The 15553-nt window shown below is 64.2% G+C and carries 12 protein-coding genes and 2 pseudogenes; 6 read left to right on the top strand and 8 right to left on the bottom strand.

Annotated features, from left to right (window positions below; genetic code table 11):
* Window positions 1-47 precede the first annotated feature (47 nt).
* A complete protein-coding gene (gene leuC / locus OVY48_RS14025; RefSeq protein WP_313923266.1) occupies window positions 48-1499 on the bottom strand; it encodes a 3-isopropylmalate dehydratase large subunit in 1452 nt (483 codons plus the stop codon).
* Window positions 1500-1648: 149 nt separating this feature from the next.
* Window positions 1649-2335: a glutathione S-transferase family protein gene (locus OVY48_RS14020; protein ID WP_313923265.1), complete on the bottom strand. Its 687-nt coding sequence runs from the start codon at window positions 2333-2335 to the stop codon at window positions 1649-1651.
* 169 nt (window positions 2336-2504) lie between these two features.
* Between OVY48_RS14020 and OVY48_RS14015 the strand changes: the two genes are divergently transcribed.
* On the top strand, window positions 2505-4316 hold the full coding sequence (locus OVY48_RS14015; RefSeq protein WP_313923264.1) for a DUF885 family protein: 1812 nt from the start codon (window positions 2505-2507) through the stop codon (window positions 4314-4316).
* Window positions 4317-4341: 25 nt separating this feature from the next.
* On the opposite strand, the pseudogene OVY48_RS14010 reads toward OVY48_RS14015, so the two are convergent.
* The 3 genes and pseudogenes from OVY48_RS14010 to OVY48_RS14000 all read right to left on the bottom strand — a co-directional run bounded on the left by OVY48_RS14010 (window position 4342) and on the right by OVY48_RS14000 (window position 8557).
* Window positions 4342-5425, bottom strand: a pseudogene (locus tag OVY48_RS14010) (ISAs1 family transposase).
* 191 nt (window positions 5426-5616) lie between these two features.
* Window positions 5617-6692, bottom strand: a pseudogene (locus OVY48_RS14005) (ISAs1 family transposase).
* Window positions 6693-6961: 269 nt separating this feature from the next.
* Entirely contained in the window at window positions 6962-8557 is a 1596-nt protein-coding gene (locus tag OVY48_RS14000) for an isocitrate lyase (RefSeq protein WP_313923263.1), read from the bottom strand.
* A gap of 142 nt (window positions 8558-8699) precedes the next feature.
* Here OVY48_RS14000 and OVY48_RS13995 point away from each other — a divergent pair, with 142 nt between their 5' ends.
* On the top strand, window positions 8700-10088 hold the full coding sequence (locus OVY48_RS13995; RefSeq protein ID WP_313923262.1) for a short-chain fatty acyl-CoA regulator family protein: 1389 nt from the start codon (window positions 8700-8702) through the stop codon (window positions 10086-10088).
* Here OVY48_RS13995 and OVY48_RS13990 read toward each other — a convergent pair.
* Window positions 10046-11071, bottom strand: a complete 1026-nt coding sequence (locus tag OVY48_RS13990) for an esterase-like activity of phytase family protein (protein WP_313923261.1) — start codon at window positions 11069-11071, stop codon at window positions 10046-10048. The genes OVY48_RS13995 and OVY48_RS13990 overlap by 43 nt on opposite strands.
* Before the next feature lie 200 nt (window positions 11072-11271).
* Here OVY48_RS13990 and OVY48_RS13985 point away from each other — a divergent pair, with 200 nt between their 5' ends.
* Complete coding sequence (locus OVY48_RS13985) at window positions 11272-11700, top strand: glycine zipper 2TM domain-containing protein (protein ID WP_037475748.1); 429 nt, start codon at window positions 11272-11274, stop codon at window positions 11698-11700.
* 49 nt (window positions 11701-11749) lie between these two features.
* Here the strand turns inward: OVY48_RS13985 and OVY48_RS13980 are convergent, their stop codons facing one another.
* On the bottom strand, window positions 11750-11911 hold the full coding sequence (locus OVY48_RS13980) for a hypothetical protein (RefSeq protein WP_313923260.1): 162 nt from the start codon (window positions 11909-11911) through the stop codon (window positions 11750-11752).
* Between the two features lie 163 nt (window positions 11912-12074).
* On the bottom strand, window positions 12075-12293 hold the full coding sequence (locus tag OVY48_RS13975) for a circumsporozoite protein (RefSeq protein WP_313923259.1): 219 nt from the start codon (window positions 12291-12293) through the stop codon (window positions 12075-12077).
* 216 nt (window positions 12294-12509) lie between these two features.
* Here OVY48_RS13975 and OVY48_RS13970 point away from each other — a divergent pair, with 216 nt between their 5' ends.
* From OVY48_RS13970 to OVY48_RS13960, 3 genes are all read left to right on the top strand, one after another.
* Window positions 12510-13481 carry a metalloregulator ArsR/SmtB family transcription factor gene (locus tag OVY48_RS13970; protein WP_313923258.1) on the top strand — a complete coding sequence of 324 codons (972 nt, stop codon included), beginning with the start codon at window positions 12510-12512 and terminating at the stop codon, window positions 13479-13481.
* Window positions 13478-14389, top strand: coding sequence for a methylenetetrahydrofolate reductase (gene metF, locus OVY48_RS13965; protein ID WP_313923257.1), 912 nt, complete (start codon window positions 13478-13480; stop codon window positions 14387-14389). Before OVY48_RS13970 ends, metF begins: the two co-directional genes overlap by 4 nt.
* 102 nt (window positions 14390-14491) lie before the next feature.
* Window positions 14492-15538, top strand: a complete 1047-nt coding sequence (locus OVY48_RS13960) for a homocysteine S-methyltransferase family protein (RefSeq protein ID WP_313923256.1) — start codon at window positions 14492-14494, stop codon at window positions 15536-15538.
* Window positions 15539-15553: the final 15 nt, after the last annotated feature.

Genomic DNA, 15553 nt, shown 5'->3' with positions numbered 1-15553 from the left:
CGCGGCACTTGCCAGCGCGCCCAGCGTCAGCAGCCAGAATATCTTTTTCACAACGTCATCCCCTCTTGGTCTTTCAATAACTCGCGCACATCCGTCAGACGCCCGGTGAGCGCCGCCGCCGCAGCCATCGCAGGCGACACCAGATGCGTACGCGCACCCGGTCCCTGACGGCCCATGAAATTGCGGTTGCTGGTCGATGCGCAGCGCTCGCCGGCAGGCACCTTGTCCGGGTTCATGCCCAGGCACGCCGAACAGCCCGGCTCGCGCCATTCGAACCCGGCCGCCACGAAAATGCGGTCCAGCCCTTCGGCCTCCGCCTGTCGCTTGACCAGGCCAGAGCCTGGTACGACCATGGCATGCTTGATCCCGCTGGCGATCCGCCGACCGTCCAGCAACGCCGCCGCCGCACGCAGATCTTCGATCCGGCTGTTGGTACAACTGCCAATGAAGATATGCTCCACCGCCACGTCGGCCAGCCGTTGCCCGGCGGTAAGGCCCATATAATCGAGCGACTTTTGCGCGGCCGCCCGCTTGGACGCATCCTCGAAACTGTCGGGGTCGGGCACCACGCCCGTCACCGCAACCACATCTTCAGGGCTGGTGCCCCAAGTCACGGTCGGCACGATATCGGCAGCGTCGATCACCACCACCTTGTCGAAGACAGCGCCCTCATCGGTGACGAGCGTGCGCCACCAGGCGGCCGCCGCGTCCCAATCCGCGCCCTTGGGTGCCATCGGACGGCCCTGCAAATAGGCAAAGGTCGTCTCGTCTGGCGCAAACAGGCCCGACCGCGCGCCCGCCTCAATCGACATGTTGGCGACCGTCAGCCGCCCTTCGATCGACATGTCGCGGAACACGGACCCGCGATATTCCATGACATAGCCGGTCCCGCCCGCCGTGCCGATCCGCCCGCAAATCGCCAGCGCGACATCCTTGGGCGTAACGCCAAAGCCCAGTTCGCCCTCGACCACGACCGCCATCGTCTTCGACTGTTTGAGCAGCAGGGTCTGGGTCGCCAGCACATGCTCGACCTCCGACGTGCCTATCCCGAACGCCAGCGCGCCGAGCGCGCCGTGCGAACTGGTATGGCTGTCGCCGCATACCAACGTCGTGCCCGGCAGCGTGAAGCCCTGTTCCGGCCCCACCACATGGACGATGCCCTGTTCGACATCGGCGTCGCCGATCAGGCGGACGCCAAATTCCGGCGCATTGCGTTCCAGCGCTTCCAGCTGCTGCGCGCTCTGCGGATCGGCAATCGGAATACGCTTGCCATCGGCGTCGCGACGCGGGGTCGTGGGCAGATTATGATCCGGCACTGCCAGCGTCAGATCGGGCCGCCGCACCTTGCGCCCGGCAAGACGAAGCCCCTCGAATGCCTGCGGGCTCGTCACTTCATGGACAAGGTGCCGGTCGATATAGATGAGGCAAGTGCCATCCGGGCGACGCTCCACGACATGCGCGTCCCAGATCTTCTCATAGAGGGTGCGGGGTTTAACCATAGTGGCTCCCCCCTAGACCCGGAATGGCAGGGGGAAAAGGGGGAAGCGCGCCGCAATATGCCCTTTTATCTATCTGGCGGGCAAGAATGTTACGATTGAGGCGGTGGACAGGCATAATTCATCCTCCCCCAGCGGGGCAGAGGAGGATTTTATGAGGCGCGATAGTCCGCCACGATGCGCCCGGCCGCGCCGATCTCCGCCTCATGCCCATCCTCGCGCCAGGTTTCGGCGAGCGCCGCCGTCTCCCACTCCTGCATCGCGGGCAGCGCCAGCATATGCTCGACCCAGGCCTGCCCCCCCGGGCCGACATCCAGCCCATAGGTCCGCACCCGATAGGCAACCGGCGCATAAAAAGCATCGACGGCGGTAAAGGCATCCCCCGCCAGGAACGGCCCGCCAAAGCGCGCAAGGCCCTCCGCCCAAAGCTCGGTCAGCCGGGCGATATCCTTGTTGAGCGCGGGCGAGGGCAGATGCGGTTCCACCCGCACACCGACGTTCATGGTGCAATCATTCCGCAGCGTCGCAAAGCCGCTATGCATCTCCGCCGCCGCGCACAGCGCCCAGGCCCGCGCCGCCTCGTCCCGCGGCCACACTTCGGCATAGCGATCCGCGAGATAGAGGATGATCCCCAGCGAATCCCACACCGTCCGCTCGCCATCGATCAGCGCAGGCACCTGCCCCGTCGGCGAAAAACTACGGAAGGCGGCATAGTTGGTCGGCTGCAAAAACGGCTCGATCCGGTCGATGAACGGGATGCCCAACGCGGTCATCAGCACCCAGGGGCGCAGCGACCAGCTGCTATAATTGCGGTTCGCGGTGATCAGCGTGTAGGCCATGGCAAGTCTCCCTTGGAAGCGCGGGTCGCTTATCCCATCGACATCGCAGCGTATAGCGCCAGTGGCTTTGCATCGGACTGCCCCTAGCCAAGCCCTTGGGATCGCGGCACAAGGGGGCATCACGGGCGACGCCCTCGCCGCCCTTCCCCGATTTGTGGAGCCCATAGTCGTGAACCGACGCCAATTTCTCGCCACCAGCGGCGCCACCGCGCTGACCGCCGCCACAGCCTCCCCCGCCTTCGCCCAAGCTGGCTCCGCCGACGCCCGGCTGCGCGCCATGCTCGACGGCTTCTTCTACGAACGGCTCGCCGACTCGCCCGAACAGGCGACCCGCCTTGGCCTCGACACCGGCGAGCGCGCCGCGCTGCGCGGCAAGCTCAGCGACACCTCCGCCGCCGGGGTCGCCCGCGACCTCGCCCGCAGCAAGGCGCAGGCCAGGCAACTCGCGACCATCGACCGCACATCGCTCAGCGATGCCTCGAAGCTCGACTATGACGTCGTCACCTATCAGCTTGACCGCGCGATCGGCGGCGAACGTTTCGGCTATGGCGAGACGGCGGGCCGCTACGCCCCCTATGTGCTGAGCCAACTCACTGGCAGCTATCGCGAAACCCCCGACTTCCTCGATTCGCAGCATCGCGTCGCCAACGCCGCCGATGCCGACGCCTATCTCGCCCGCCTCGAAGCCTTCCCGGCCGCCATGGACGGCGAACTGGCCCGGCAGAAGGAGGATGCGGCCAAGGGCGTGTTCGCGCCCGACTATATTCTCGACACGACGCTCAAGATGCAGGCGTCGCTGCGCGATCAGCCCGCCGCGCAGACCGTCCTCGTCGCCTCCTTCGTGAAGAAGCTCGCCGCCGCCGGCCTGCCGCCAGAACGCGCCGCGCAGGCCGAAAAGATCGTCACCGACAAGATTTTCCCCGCGCTCGATCGCCAGCGCGCCCTGGTGCAGGACCTCCGCGCCAAGGCGACCCATGACGCGGGCGTGTGGCGTCTGCCCGAAGGCGAGGCCTTCTACGCTGCCGCCGCCGAAGCGGCCACCACCACCGCGCTCACCGGCGACGAAATCCATCAGATCGGCCTTGATCAGGTCGCGCAGATCAGCGCCCGGATCGACACGATCCTCAAGGGCGAAGGGATGAGCCAGGGGACGGTTGGCGATCGCCTCGTCGCGCTCAACAAGCGCCCCGACCAGCTTTTCCCCAATACCGATCCGGGCCGCGAAGCGCTGCTCGCCCAGCTCAATGTCCAGATCATCGCCATGCAGAAGCGGCTCGGCGAAGCCTTCAACACCGTACCCAAGGCCCCGGTGGAGGTCCGCCGCGTGCCGGTCACCATCCAGGCGGGCGCACCGGGCGGCTATTATCAGAACGCCTCGCTCGACGGCTCACGCCCCGCCATCTATTATATCAACCTGCGTGACACGTTCGACCGGCCCAAATTCGGCCTCGCGACCCTGACCCATCATGAAGCCGTGCCCGGCCATCATCTCCAGGTGTCGGTCGCACTGGAATCGGACGCCATCCCGATGATCCGTCGGCGCGGCGGCTATAGCGGCTATAGCGAAGGCTGGGCGCTCTATTCCGAACAGCTCGCCGACGAAATGGGCATGTATGAAGGCGACCCGCTGGGTCAGGTCGGCTATCTCCAGTCGCTCCTCTTCCGCGCCACCCGCCTCGTCGTCGACTCCGGCATGCACGTCAAACGGTGGAGCCGCGAAAAGGCCACCGATTATCTCATCGCCACCACCGGCATAGCCCGCGGCCGCAGTCAGGGCGAAATCGACCGCTATACCGTCTGGCCGGGTCAGGCCTGCAGCTACAAGATCGGCCACACCGTCTGGAACGATTTGCGTGGCGAAGTGCAGAAGAAGCAGGGCGACGCCTTCGACATCAAGGCTTTCCATGATGTGCTGACGCTGGGCGCGATGCCGCTCGACATATTGAAGCAGACTGTCCGGCAACGGGCGGGGATAGCCTAAAAATCCTCCCCCTGCCAGGGCAGGGCTATCGCATATGACCAAGCATTGAGAGAAGGAATGCATCGTTCCAGCCCGCCCGTTTGATTTTGCCTTTGATTGATCCCTTGTCCGGGTGGGTTCTCAAGATGTTGAGCGCAAGTTTCCTGATTAGCGCGAGGTTTTGCGGGGCATAGTCCTTTCGGCTTCGCGCGGCGTCTTCCTCGAAGGTGACGTCGAGCACCCAGTGCAGTTGGTTTTCGATGGTCCAATGCGCACGCGCGACTTCGATCAGCCGTTTGGCGGTCAAAGGTCGGGACAGAAGGAACCAGCGTTTTTGACCGGTGGCTCGTCCCGACCAGCGTTGCGGCGGCACGTTTCCACTTGCCCCACCGCCGCGATGCCGGGGAAGTCGAGGGCTTCGGCGGGCACCACGATCGCGTGTCGGATTTCCGTGCGATCATGGGCCGGGCCTGACCGGATCGTGGCGACATCCGCCTGCTCGCTCGCCCATTGCGATCAGCGCTTTGGCGCTGGCTAGCAGCTTTGGCCGGTTTTCCTTGATCGCCAGGGCATAGTCGGCACCGGTTGCGAGAATGGCCTGCGCCGTGTCGGGTCGGCAATGCAGGGCATCGGCGGTGACGATACAGCCGTCCAGACGCAACAGCGTCAGCACCTCCAGCACGCCGGCGACTTCATTGCGACCGGGTGCCAGCCGCTGGCCAATGATCAGACGCTTCTCGGCTGCCCAGACATTGACGAGATGCAGCGGCGTCGCCTTGCGCCCACGTTCATACGCCCCGCGCAACGCCTTGCCATCAATCGCCACCACGCCTTCGAGGGCACCTGCGAATGCCGCCGTAAAGCGTGCAAACGCCGCTTCGAACGGCTCGGGATCGAGCAACCGGAAGACCCGGCTGAACGTGTCGTGGCTCGGTGGACCATGCTCCAGATCCACCACCTGACGCAGCAGGCCCAGCTTGGCACGGGCAAACTCCGCCATATCCGTACAATCTTCGGCACCGCACAGAACCGCCGCAAGCGCAACGAAGATCAGTTCGAGAAGATTGTGCCGCGCATTGCCCGCGCGCGGATCGTCAACCTCACCGAAATATGCCGAAAAAATCATCCATCGGTCGCCTCAACTATGGAGACCACCCAAGAATCCCATTCGATCAATCGTTCAAGCCCATATGCGATTCCCCTGCCTGCCTTTACAGGGGAGGTGGATGGCCGCAGGCCAGACGGAGGGGTGTCACGCTCTCGATAGGGCGACGCCCTCCCCACGCCCTTCGGGCGCGGTCCCCTCCCCTTCCAGGCAGGGCTATCGCATATGACCAAGCATTGAGAGAAGGAATGCATCGTTCCAGCCCGCCCGTTTGATTTTGCCTTTGATTGATCCCTTGTCCGGGTGGGTTCTCAAGATGTTGAGCGCAAGTTTCCTGATTAGCGCGAGGTTTTGCGGGGCATAGTCCTTTCGGCTTCGCGCGGCGTCTTCCTCGAAGGTGACGTCGAGCACCCAGTGCAGTTGGTTTTCGATGGTCCAATGCGCACGCGCGACTTCGATCAGCCGTTTGGCGGTCAAAGGTCGGGACAGAAGGAACCAGCGTTTGACCGGTGGCTCGTCCCGACCAGCGTTGCGGCGGCACGTTTCCACCTTGCCCCACCGCCGCGATGCCGGGGAAGTCGAGGGCTTCGGCGGGCACCACGATCGCGTGTCGGATTTCCGTGCGATCATGGGCCGGGCCTGACCGGATCGTGGCGACATCCGCCTGCTCGCCCATTGCGATCAGCGCTTTGGCGCTGGCTAGCAGCTTTGGCCGGTTTTTTCCTGATCGCCAGGGCATAGTCGGCACCGGTTGCGAGAATGGCCTGCGCTGTGTCGGGTCGGCAATGCAGGGCATCGGCGGTGACGATACAGCCGTCCAGACGCAACAGCGTCAGCACCTCCAGCACGCCGGCGACTTCATTGCGACCGGGTGCCAGCCGCTGGCCAATGACCAGACGCTTCTCGGCTGCCCAGACATTGACGAGATGCAGCGGCGTCGCCTTGCGCCCACGTTCATACGCCCCGCGCAACGCCTTGCCATCAATCGCCACCCACGCCTTCGAGGGCACCTGCGAATGCCGCCGTAAAGCGTGCAAACGCCGCTTCGAACGGCTCGGGATCGAGCAACCGGAAGACCCGGCTGAACGTGTCGTGGCTCGGTGGACCATGCTCCAGATCCACCACCTGACCAGCAGGCCCAGCTTGGCACGGGCAAACTCCGCCATATCCGTACAATCTTCGGCACCGCACAGAACCGCCGCAAGCGCAACGAAGATCAGTTCGAGAAGATTGTGCCGCGCATTGCCCGCGCGCGGATCGTCAACCTCACCGAAATATGCCGAAAAAATCATCCATCGGTCGCCTCCAACTATGGAGACCACCCAAGAATCCCATTCGATCAATCGTTCAAGCCCATATGCGATTCCCCTGCCCTTCCAGGGGGAGGATTTCAACGTTGAAAAAACGGCCCGGCAGTTTCCCGCCGGGCCGTCCAGTCCTTCCACCCAAACCCGCGAAGGGAGTGTCGAATTCCCCGCGAGCTGGCCCGTAAAGCGGCCGTCATCCTCGCGCAGGCGGGGACCGATCTCCCGACATCGCCCCCTGACAAAGCGCGAGAGTCTCAGGCCGCAAACTGGTTCATCGTATTGTGCGCGCCACCGGCCTTCAGCGCCGCTTCACCCGCGAAATACTCCTTATGATCATCGCCAATGTCGCTGCCCGACATGTTCTGATGCTTCACGCAGGCGATACCCTGGCGGATTTCCTTGCGCTGCACGCCCTCGACATAGCCCAGCATCCCGGCCTCCCCGAAATACTCCTTGGCCAGATTATCGGTGCTGAGCGCCGCCGTATGATAGGTCGGCAAGGTGATGAGGTGGTGGAAAATCCCCGCCCGCGCCGCCGCATCCTTCTGGAAGGTGCGGATGCGGTCGTCGGCTTCCCGACCCAGATCGGTGGCATCATAATCGACGCTCATCAGGCGCGCCCGGTCATAGCCGCTGACATCCTTGCCCGCTTCGACCCAGGCATCATACACCTGCTGACGGAAATTCAGCGTCCAGTTGAAGCTGGGCGAATTATTATAAACCAGCTTGGCATTGGGGACGACCTCGCGGATGCGGTCGACCATCGACGCGATCTGCTCGATATGCGGCTTTTCCGTCTCGATCCACAACAGGTCCGCGCCATTTTGCAGGCTGGTGATGCAATCGAGGACGCAGCGATCCGCGCCAGTGCCCTCGCGGAACTGGAACAGGTTGCTCGGCAACCGCTTGGGGCGCAGCAGCTTGCCGTCGCGGTTCAGGATGACATCGCCATTCTTCGCCGTCGCCGGGTCGATCTCCTCGCAATCGAGGAAGCTGTTATACTGGTCGCCGATATCGCCCGGCTCGTTGCTGACCGCGATCTGCTTGGTCAGGCCAGCGCCCAGCGAGTCCGTCCGCGTGACGATGATGCCATCATCGACGCCGAGTTCCAGAAAGGCGTAACGGCAGGCGCGGACCTTCGCGAGGAAGTCCTCATGCGGCACCGTGACCTTGCCGTCCTGATGCCCGCACTGCTTTTCGTCCGACACCTGATTCTCGATCTGGAGCGCGCAGGCTCCCGCCTCGATCATCTTCTTGGCGAGCAGATAGGTCGCTTCGGCATTGCCGAAGCCCGCATCGATGTCGGCGATGATCGGGACGACATGGGTTTCGAAATTGTCGATCGCATGCTGCGCCTTCTGCGCCTTGACCTCGTCACCGTCAGCGCGCGCCGCGTCGAGATCGCGGAACCACATGCCCAATTCGCGGGCATCGGCCTGCTTCAGAAAGGTGTAAAGCTCTTCGATCAGCGCCGGAACGCTGGTCTTCTCATGCATCGACTGGTCGGGCAGCGGGCCAAAGTCGCTGCGCAGCGCCGCGACCATCCAGCCCGACAGATAGAGATATTTGCGCTTGGTCGTGCCGAAATGCTTCTTGATCGCGATCATCTTCTGCTGGCCGATAAAACCGTGCCAGCAGCCCAGCGACTGGGTGTATTCGGCCGGGTCCGCATCATAGGCCGCCATGTCGCGGCGCATGATACCCGCGGTATATTTGGCGATGTCGAGCCCCGTGTTGAACCGGTTCTGCAATTGCATGCGCGCAACCGATTCCGCATTGATGCCGTCCCAGGTGCCGGGATGGCTGCCGATCAGTGCCTGCGCCTTTGCGATATTTTCCTGGTAGGACATGGGCCGTTCCCTCTTGAGCTATGGGCTTGATGCACAGCCCCTACCCCCCGCCCGCACGGCGCGGCAGCCCTTGTGAAGTTCAGTTGTCGATCTTTACAAAAATCTGCTGTAAAGTTGTAAAGCCTAGACAGGAGTCGGCCCGATGCGTAAAGATAGTCCGGTCTATATGGGGCCGCGCCTGCGGCGGCTGCGCCGCGACCTCGGTCTCACGCAAGCCGACATGGCCGCCGATCTCGACATTTCTCCCTCCTATGTCGCGCTGCTCGAACGCAACCAGCGGCCGCTGACTGCCGACATGCTGCTGCGCCTCGCGCGCACCTATAAACTCGACATGGCGGAGGTCGCGGGCGACGGCGGCACCGAACAGACCGCGCGGCTCCACGCTGTCCTCAAAGACCCGATGTTCGCAGACCTCGACCTGCCCGCGCTTGCCACTGGTGATGTCGCGGTCAATTATCCCGGCATCACCGAAGCCCTGCTGCGCCTCTACACCAGCTATCGCCAGGAGCATCTGGCCCTCGCCGACCAGGGCGCCGCCCCCGACGATACGCCCGATCCGGTCGCCGAATCGCGCCGCTTCCTCGCCGCCCGCCGCAACAGCTTCCCGACGCTGGACGACATGGCCGAAAAACTCGCCGCCGATGCCGAGACGGAAGGCGGCCTCACCGGCTGGCTGCGCGCCCGGCATAGCCTCCGCGTCCGCCGCCTGCCTGCCGACGTCATGGCTTGGTCGCTCCGCCGCTATGATCGGCATCGCGACGCAATACTCCTCGACGACACGCTCGACACCGCCAGCGCGCAATTCCAGTTGGCGCTCCAGATCGCCTATCTGGAAATGCGTAAGGCCTTCGACGCCATCCTCAAGGACGGCCAGTTCGCCAACGAAAGCAGCCGCCGCCTCGCCCGCCGCGCGCTCGCCAGCTATGGCGCGGCCGCGATCCTGATGCCCTATTCCGCCTTCGCCAAAGCGGTCGAAGCGCGCCGCTATGATGTCGAAGCGCTCGCCCGCCAGTTCGGCACCAGTTTCGAACAGACCGCCCACCGCCTCACCACCCTGCAAAAACCGGGACAAGAGCGCGTCCCCTTCTTCTTTCTCCGCGTCGATCCGGCGGGCAATGTCTCCAAGCGGCTCGACGGCGCGGGCTTCCCCTTCGCTCGCCATGGCGGCTCCTGCCCACTCTGGTCGGTGCATCGCGTGTTCGAAACCCCACGTCAGGTCGTCACCCAATGGCTCGAATTGCCCGACGGCCAGCGTTTCTTCTCGATCGCGCGCACGGTGACGGCGGGCGGTGGTGGCTGGGGATCGCCCAAGGTCGACCGCGCCATCGCGCTCTGCTGCGCCGCCGATCATGCCCATCGCCTGATCTACACCCAAGGCAGCCCGCCCCCGGACCCCACGCCGATCGGCGTCACTTGTCGCCTCTGCCACCGGCCCCACTGCCTCGCCCGCGCCGCCCCGCCGATCGGCCGCGACATGCTGCCCGACGATTATCGCGGAACGCGCGCGCCGTTCGGCTTTGCCGATGGTTGATCCGCCAGCCCGAACTTCAACAGCAATGTCCGCTGGAAAAATTCGTGATTATCGTCGGAGATGACCCATAGCATTGTCCGCCCGCTCTCCCGGCTGATCGCGATCCCCTCGAAATTATCGGCCAGCAACGGCGGCGCGAGGTGGGCCAGCGTCCGCGCCTTGAGCGTTGCCCCCGGCGCCAACTTCCCTGGCAGGTCGACGATCGCGATGGTGGCGGTAAACAGATTCTGCAGCGTCAGGCGGCGATTGACCACGAGCAACCGCCGATCGTCCAGCGCCACCGCATCGGTCGGCCGATAACCCTGCGGCGGCGTGTAGCGCAGCGGAATGGGGTCGGGCGTCGCACTCTCGGCCGGATCGCCCGCGAACAGCAGCGCCTGATGCGCCCCGTCCGACGTCATCCCCATCTCCGCAATCGCGATGAACCGGCCATCGGGCAACCGCGCCAGCGATTCGATGGATCCCGTCTTGGGCCAGCGCAGAATGGCGGGCCAGACGCGGCACGCCTCCACCCGCGCGAAACCCGGCGCATAGCGGCAGATCGACTGTTGCAGTTCAAACCCCACCCAGTGGCGGTCGGTGGCCGGATCATAGGTCAGCGCTTCGGAATCCCACGCCCACCAAGGTCGGTCCCGGTCCTTGGGCCGCACCGGCAAGGGCGCGATGAACGGCCGCCGCGACGCCTCGCCCGACCCCACATGAAAACCCATCAGGATACCGGAATCGCTCAACGCCAATATGTCGCCCCCGCCGGTCGCCCGCAGCGCTGAAATGCCGCCAAAGCCCGGATTGGCGCTGCGCAATTCCCAACCGCCGAGATAGTCCAGCGCTCCCACGCGCCGCAGCGCGGGGTCGATGCTGCTGAGCGGCAGCGCGCGCGCCGATACCAGCAACGCCCCTGCCTGCACCGCTTCCGGCTTGCTGGGATGCGGCGCTGGCAACAGCAGGATGGCCAGCGCCAGCACGATCAGGATTCGCGTCATCCCGCCCGCCATAGCGGCTCCGTCGACGAAGCGCAGCAGGGCAATGGCCAACCCCTGCCACGTGACCTGCCATGTGAACAATGGCTGTCATCGCCATTCAGGGATGGCTCAACCCGAATCGGCCATAAAGACGTCACTCGATGGGCAATCCCGTAATCGGACATCGCCCCTCTGATGCTGACACAGGAAGGAGAAGCGCGATGAAGATGAAGTTTCTTTTGAATTTGGGCGCAGCCCTGGCAATGGGCGCAGCCTCCATGGTGGCGACCGCCACACCCGCAATGGCGCAAAATGGCTATTATCGCGGTTACGACCGTGGCTATGATCGCGGCGATTATTATCGCGGCGACAATCGCGGCTACCGGGGTGACCGTGGCTATCGCGGCAACCGTAACCAATATTATCGCGGCGACCGCTATTATCGCAATAATGGCTATCGGGGCGGCTATCGCTGCCGCGACAATGGCACGGGCGGCACCATCATCGGCGCGATCGCCGGTGGCCTGCTCGGCAATGAAGTGGGCAAGGGTTCGGGCCGCTATGGCCGTCGCGGTGACGGCACGACCGGCGCGATCATCGGCGCAGGCGTTGGTGCCCTCGCCGGCCGGGCGATCGACCGTAACTGCTGAATTCTGAGCCAAGTAAGAAGGCCGTCCCGTCAGGGGCGGCCTTTTTGCGTCAAGGTTTGGGATCAGGCTGCGGCGCAACCCGGCCACGATCGGCCCCTGCGGCCGCGCTGGCTGCGGGATTAAGACCAGCATCACCGCTCTGCGCCACACCCCTTTGCGCATCGAGCATCGCGGCCGCATCGTTCAGCGCTTCTGCCTCGCTGGCGCTCACCCCACCGACTCCATCGGACGGCTCTGAACCACAGGCACCAAGCGATAGCAGTGCTGTAGCGATGAGTAAGGCGCGGATCATCTTTCTGTCCCCAATAGAAAAGGGGCCGCGCCGTTGCCGGTGCGACCCCCAATCACATTCGTCCAACAAACCCTTGCGGGTTTTACATCGCGTTGGCGACGTTGTTGGTGGCGTTCGACGCGGCGTTGGCGGCGTTGTCGGCAGCGTTCATCGCCGCGTTCATGGCGTTGTCGGCAGCGTTCGACGCGTTCTCGGCCGAGTTGGCAGCGGCGTTGGCGGCGTTTTCGGTTTCGGCGCCCGAGCAGGCAGCCAGGCCGAGCGAAGCGGCAAGAACGAGCGAAAGAGCGATAGACTTGGTCATGGGCAAAAACCCCTCTCTGAGAAAAAAACGGTGCAGACCACTCTCGGAGAAAAGCTCACCCCCCATTGCGCCTGCGGGGCGATTCGTAATGCCTTGGACGGGGCAAGGCAATCCCATTCATGCAACAGCAAGGCGATAGGCCCATGCTTTTGCCGGTCAAAAGCCGGAAAATGAGAGTTGTTGACGCATATAAAGATTTCTTTATATGATGCTGGCATGGCAGCTTCGCTCGACATTTTCCGCGCCCTTGGCGATCCGACCCGCTTGCGGATCATTCATTTGCTGCGCGCGATGGAGCTGGCGGTCGGCGAAATCGCACAGGTCGTGGGGCAAAGTCAGCCGCGCGTATCGCGCCATGTCCGCATCCTGGCCGAGGCTGGGCTTGTCGAGCGGCGCAAGGAGGGCAATTGGGTGTTCCTGCGCCTCGGCAAAGGCGAAGGCCTCGCCCCCTTCATCGCCCTGTTCGATCATCTGACGCCATCGGACGCCGAAAAATTATGGCAACAGGCTGATTTGGCGCGCCTTGCTGCCGTGCGCGCCGATCGCGCCCGCGCCGCCGAAAGCTATTTCGCCGACCATGCCGAGGAATGGGATGCGATCCGCTCGCTCCACGTTGCCGAGGCGCAGGTGGAAACCGCGATGACCGCGCTGCTCGCCAGCGCCCCGATCGGCCATCTGCTCGACATCGGCACCGGCACCGGCCGGATGGTCGAACTGTTCGGCCCCGCCGCCCGCGCCGTGACCGCGATCGATCGCAGCCCGGACATGCTGCGCCTCGCGCGCGCCAAGCTGCCCGAAGATGCCGGCGACAAATATGCGCTGCTGCTGGGCGATTTCCTCGACCTGCCGCTCGAACCGGGCAGCGTCGATACCGTCGTGCTGCATCAGGTGCTGCATTATGCGCAGGCCCCCGAACAGGTGATTGCCGAAGCCGCGCGCGTGACCGCGCTCGACGGCCGCGTTTTGATCGCCGACTTCGCCCCGCATGAGCGTGAGGAATTGCGCCTGCGCGACCAACATGCCCGCCTCGGCTTCTCCGACGATCAGATCGGCGGCTGGTTCGCGGCCGCAGGGCTGGTGCTGGAGCGGGTGGAGACTTTGCCGGGCCAGGAACTGACGGTGCAACTCTGGCTGGGACGGCGCAAGGGCGCCCGCATCCTGCCCATCGAAGGACGGATTTCCGCATGACCCTGAACGATCCTGCCGCCCCGCTCTACGCCGACCTGGCGGGCGACTGCCAGGTCAGCTTCGAATTTTTCCCGCCCAAGTCGGAAAAGATGGAAGCGCAACTCTGGTCCGCGATCGAGACGTTGACGCCGCTCGCTCCCAAATTCGTGTCCGTGACCTATGGCGCGGGCGGATCGACCCGCGAACGCACCCATAATACGGTCGCGCGGATCGCGAAGGAAACGCCGCTGGCCGCCGCCGCGCATTTGACCTGCGTCGGCGCGAGCAAGGATGAGATTGGCGAGATCGCCGATGCCTATTGGGACGCGGGCGTGCGCCACATCGTCGCGCTGCGCGGCGACCCGCCCGAAGTCGGTGGCACGTTCGAACCGCACCCGCAGGGCTATAGGGGCGCGGCCGAACTGGTCGAAGGCCTCATCAAGCGCCACCCGTTCGAAATTTCGGTATCGGCCTATCCCGAAGTCCACCCCGAAGCCGCCAGCGCGCAAAGCGACTTGGATAATCTCAAGCGCAAGCTGGACGCCGGGGCGATCCGCGCGATCACCCAATTCTTCTTCACGCCCGACGCCTATTTCCGATTCCTCGACAAGACATTGGCCGCGGGCATCACCGCCGACATCGTGCCCGGCATCATGCCGGTCAGCAATTTCGCCGCGACCCAGCGCATGGCCGCCATGTGCAATACGCAGGTGCCCAGCTGGATGGCGCGCCTGTTCGAAGGACTGGACGACCACCCCGCCTCGCGCCAGCTGGTATCGGCCACGATCGCGGCGGAACTGTGCCAGAAACTCTACACAGGCGGCGTGCGCGACTTTCATTTCTACACGCTCAACCGCTCGGAATTGAGCTTTGCCATCTGCCATTTGCTGGGGCTGCGGGCAAAGGCGACAGCGGACGTTGCGGCATGACGATGATGTCCCTCCCCGTTCGGGCTGAGCTTGTCGAAGCCCAATCCTTCTTGAAGTTAAGTGGGGCCCTTCGACAGGCTCAGGGCGAACGGAGTTTGACTGATGAACGCTGAACAACAATTACGCGCCCTGGCCGCCGAAAAGATCCTGATCTTCGACGGCGGCTATGGCACGTCGATCCAGAAACATGGCCTGACCGAAGCCGATTATCGCGGCACCCTCGATTTGCCCAAGGATCAGAAGGGCAATAACGACCTGCTCTGCCTCACCCGGCCCGACATCGTGCAGGGCATCCATGCCGCGTATCTGGCGGCGGGCGCGGACATGATCGAAACCAACACGTTCAGCTCGACCAAGATCGCGATGGCCGATTATGGCTGCGAACATCTGGTATGGGACATCAATATCGCCGCCGCCACGCTGGCGCGCAACGCCTGCGACGCCGCGACCGCGGCGGATGGCCGCCCCCGCTTCGTGTGCGGCTCGATCGGGCCGACGAACAAGACGCTGTCCATCTCGCCCGACGTCAACGACCCCGCCTATCGCGAGGTCGATTATGACACGCTCAAGGCCGATTATCGGCAACAGTGCGAAGCGCTGATCGCAGGCGGCGTCGATTTCCTGCTGGTCGAAACCTGCTTCGACACCCTGAACGCCAAGGCCGCTGGCATGGCCGCGCGCGAGGCGGAGGAAGCGGCGGGCCGCCCGGTCCCGCTGATGCTCAGCTTCACCATCACCGACATGTCGGGCCGCAACCTGTCGGGCCACACCATCAACGCCTTCTGGTATTCGATGCGCCATTTGAAGCCGCTGACCATCGGCGTGAACTGCGCGTTCGGCGCGGACCTGCTACGCCCCTATCTCGCCGACCTGTCGAAAAATGCCGACACGCTGATCCTGGCCTATCCCAATGCAGGCCTGCCCAACGAACTCGGCCAATATGACGAACTGCCCGAAACCACCGCAAAGCTGATCCGCCAATGGGTCGATGAAGGGCTGGTCAACATGGTCGGCGGCTGCTGCGGCACGACGCCGGAGCATATCGGCGCGGTGGCGAGGGCGCTGGCGGGCGAAAAGCCGCGCGTGGTGCCAAAGCTGGAAGTCGTCACCCGCCTCGCGGGCCTCGAACCCATGCACATCGCCGCCTGAACCCAACCTCCGTTC

It is taken from the genome of Sphingobium sp. SA2 (assembly GCF_032227065.1).
Lineage (GTDB): Bacteria > Pseudomonadota > Alphaproteobacteria > Sphingomonadales > Sphingomonadaceae > Sphingobium.
Note: the sequence above shows the minus strand (reverse complement) of the source record. Positions and strands in the feature narration are given on the sequence as shown.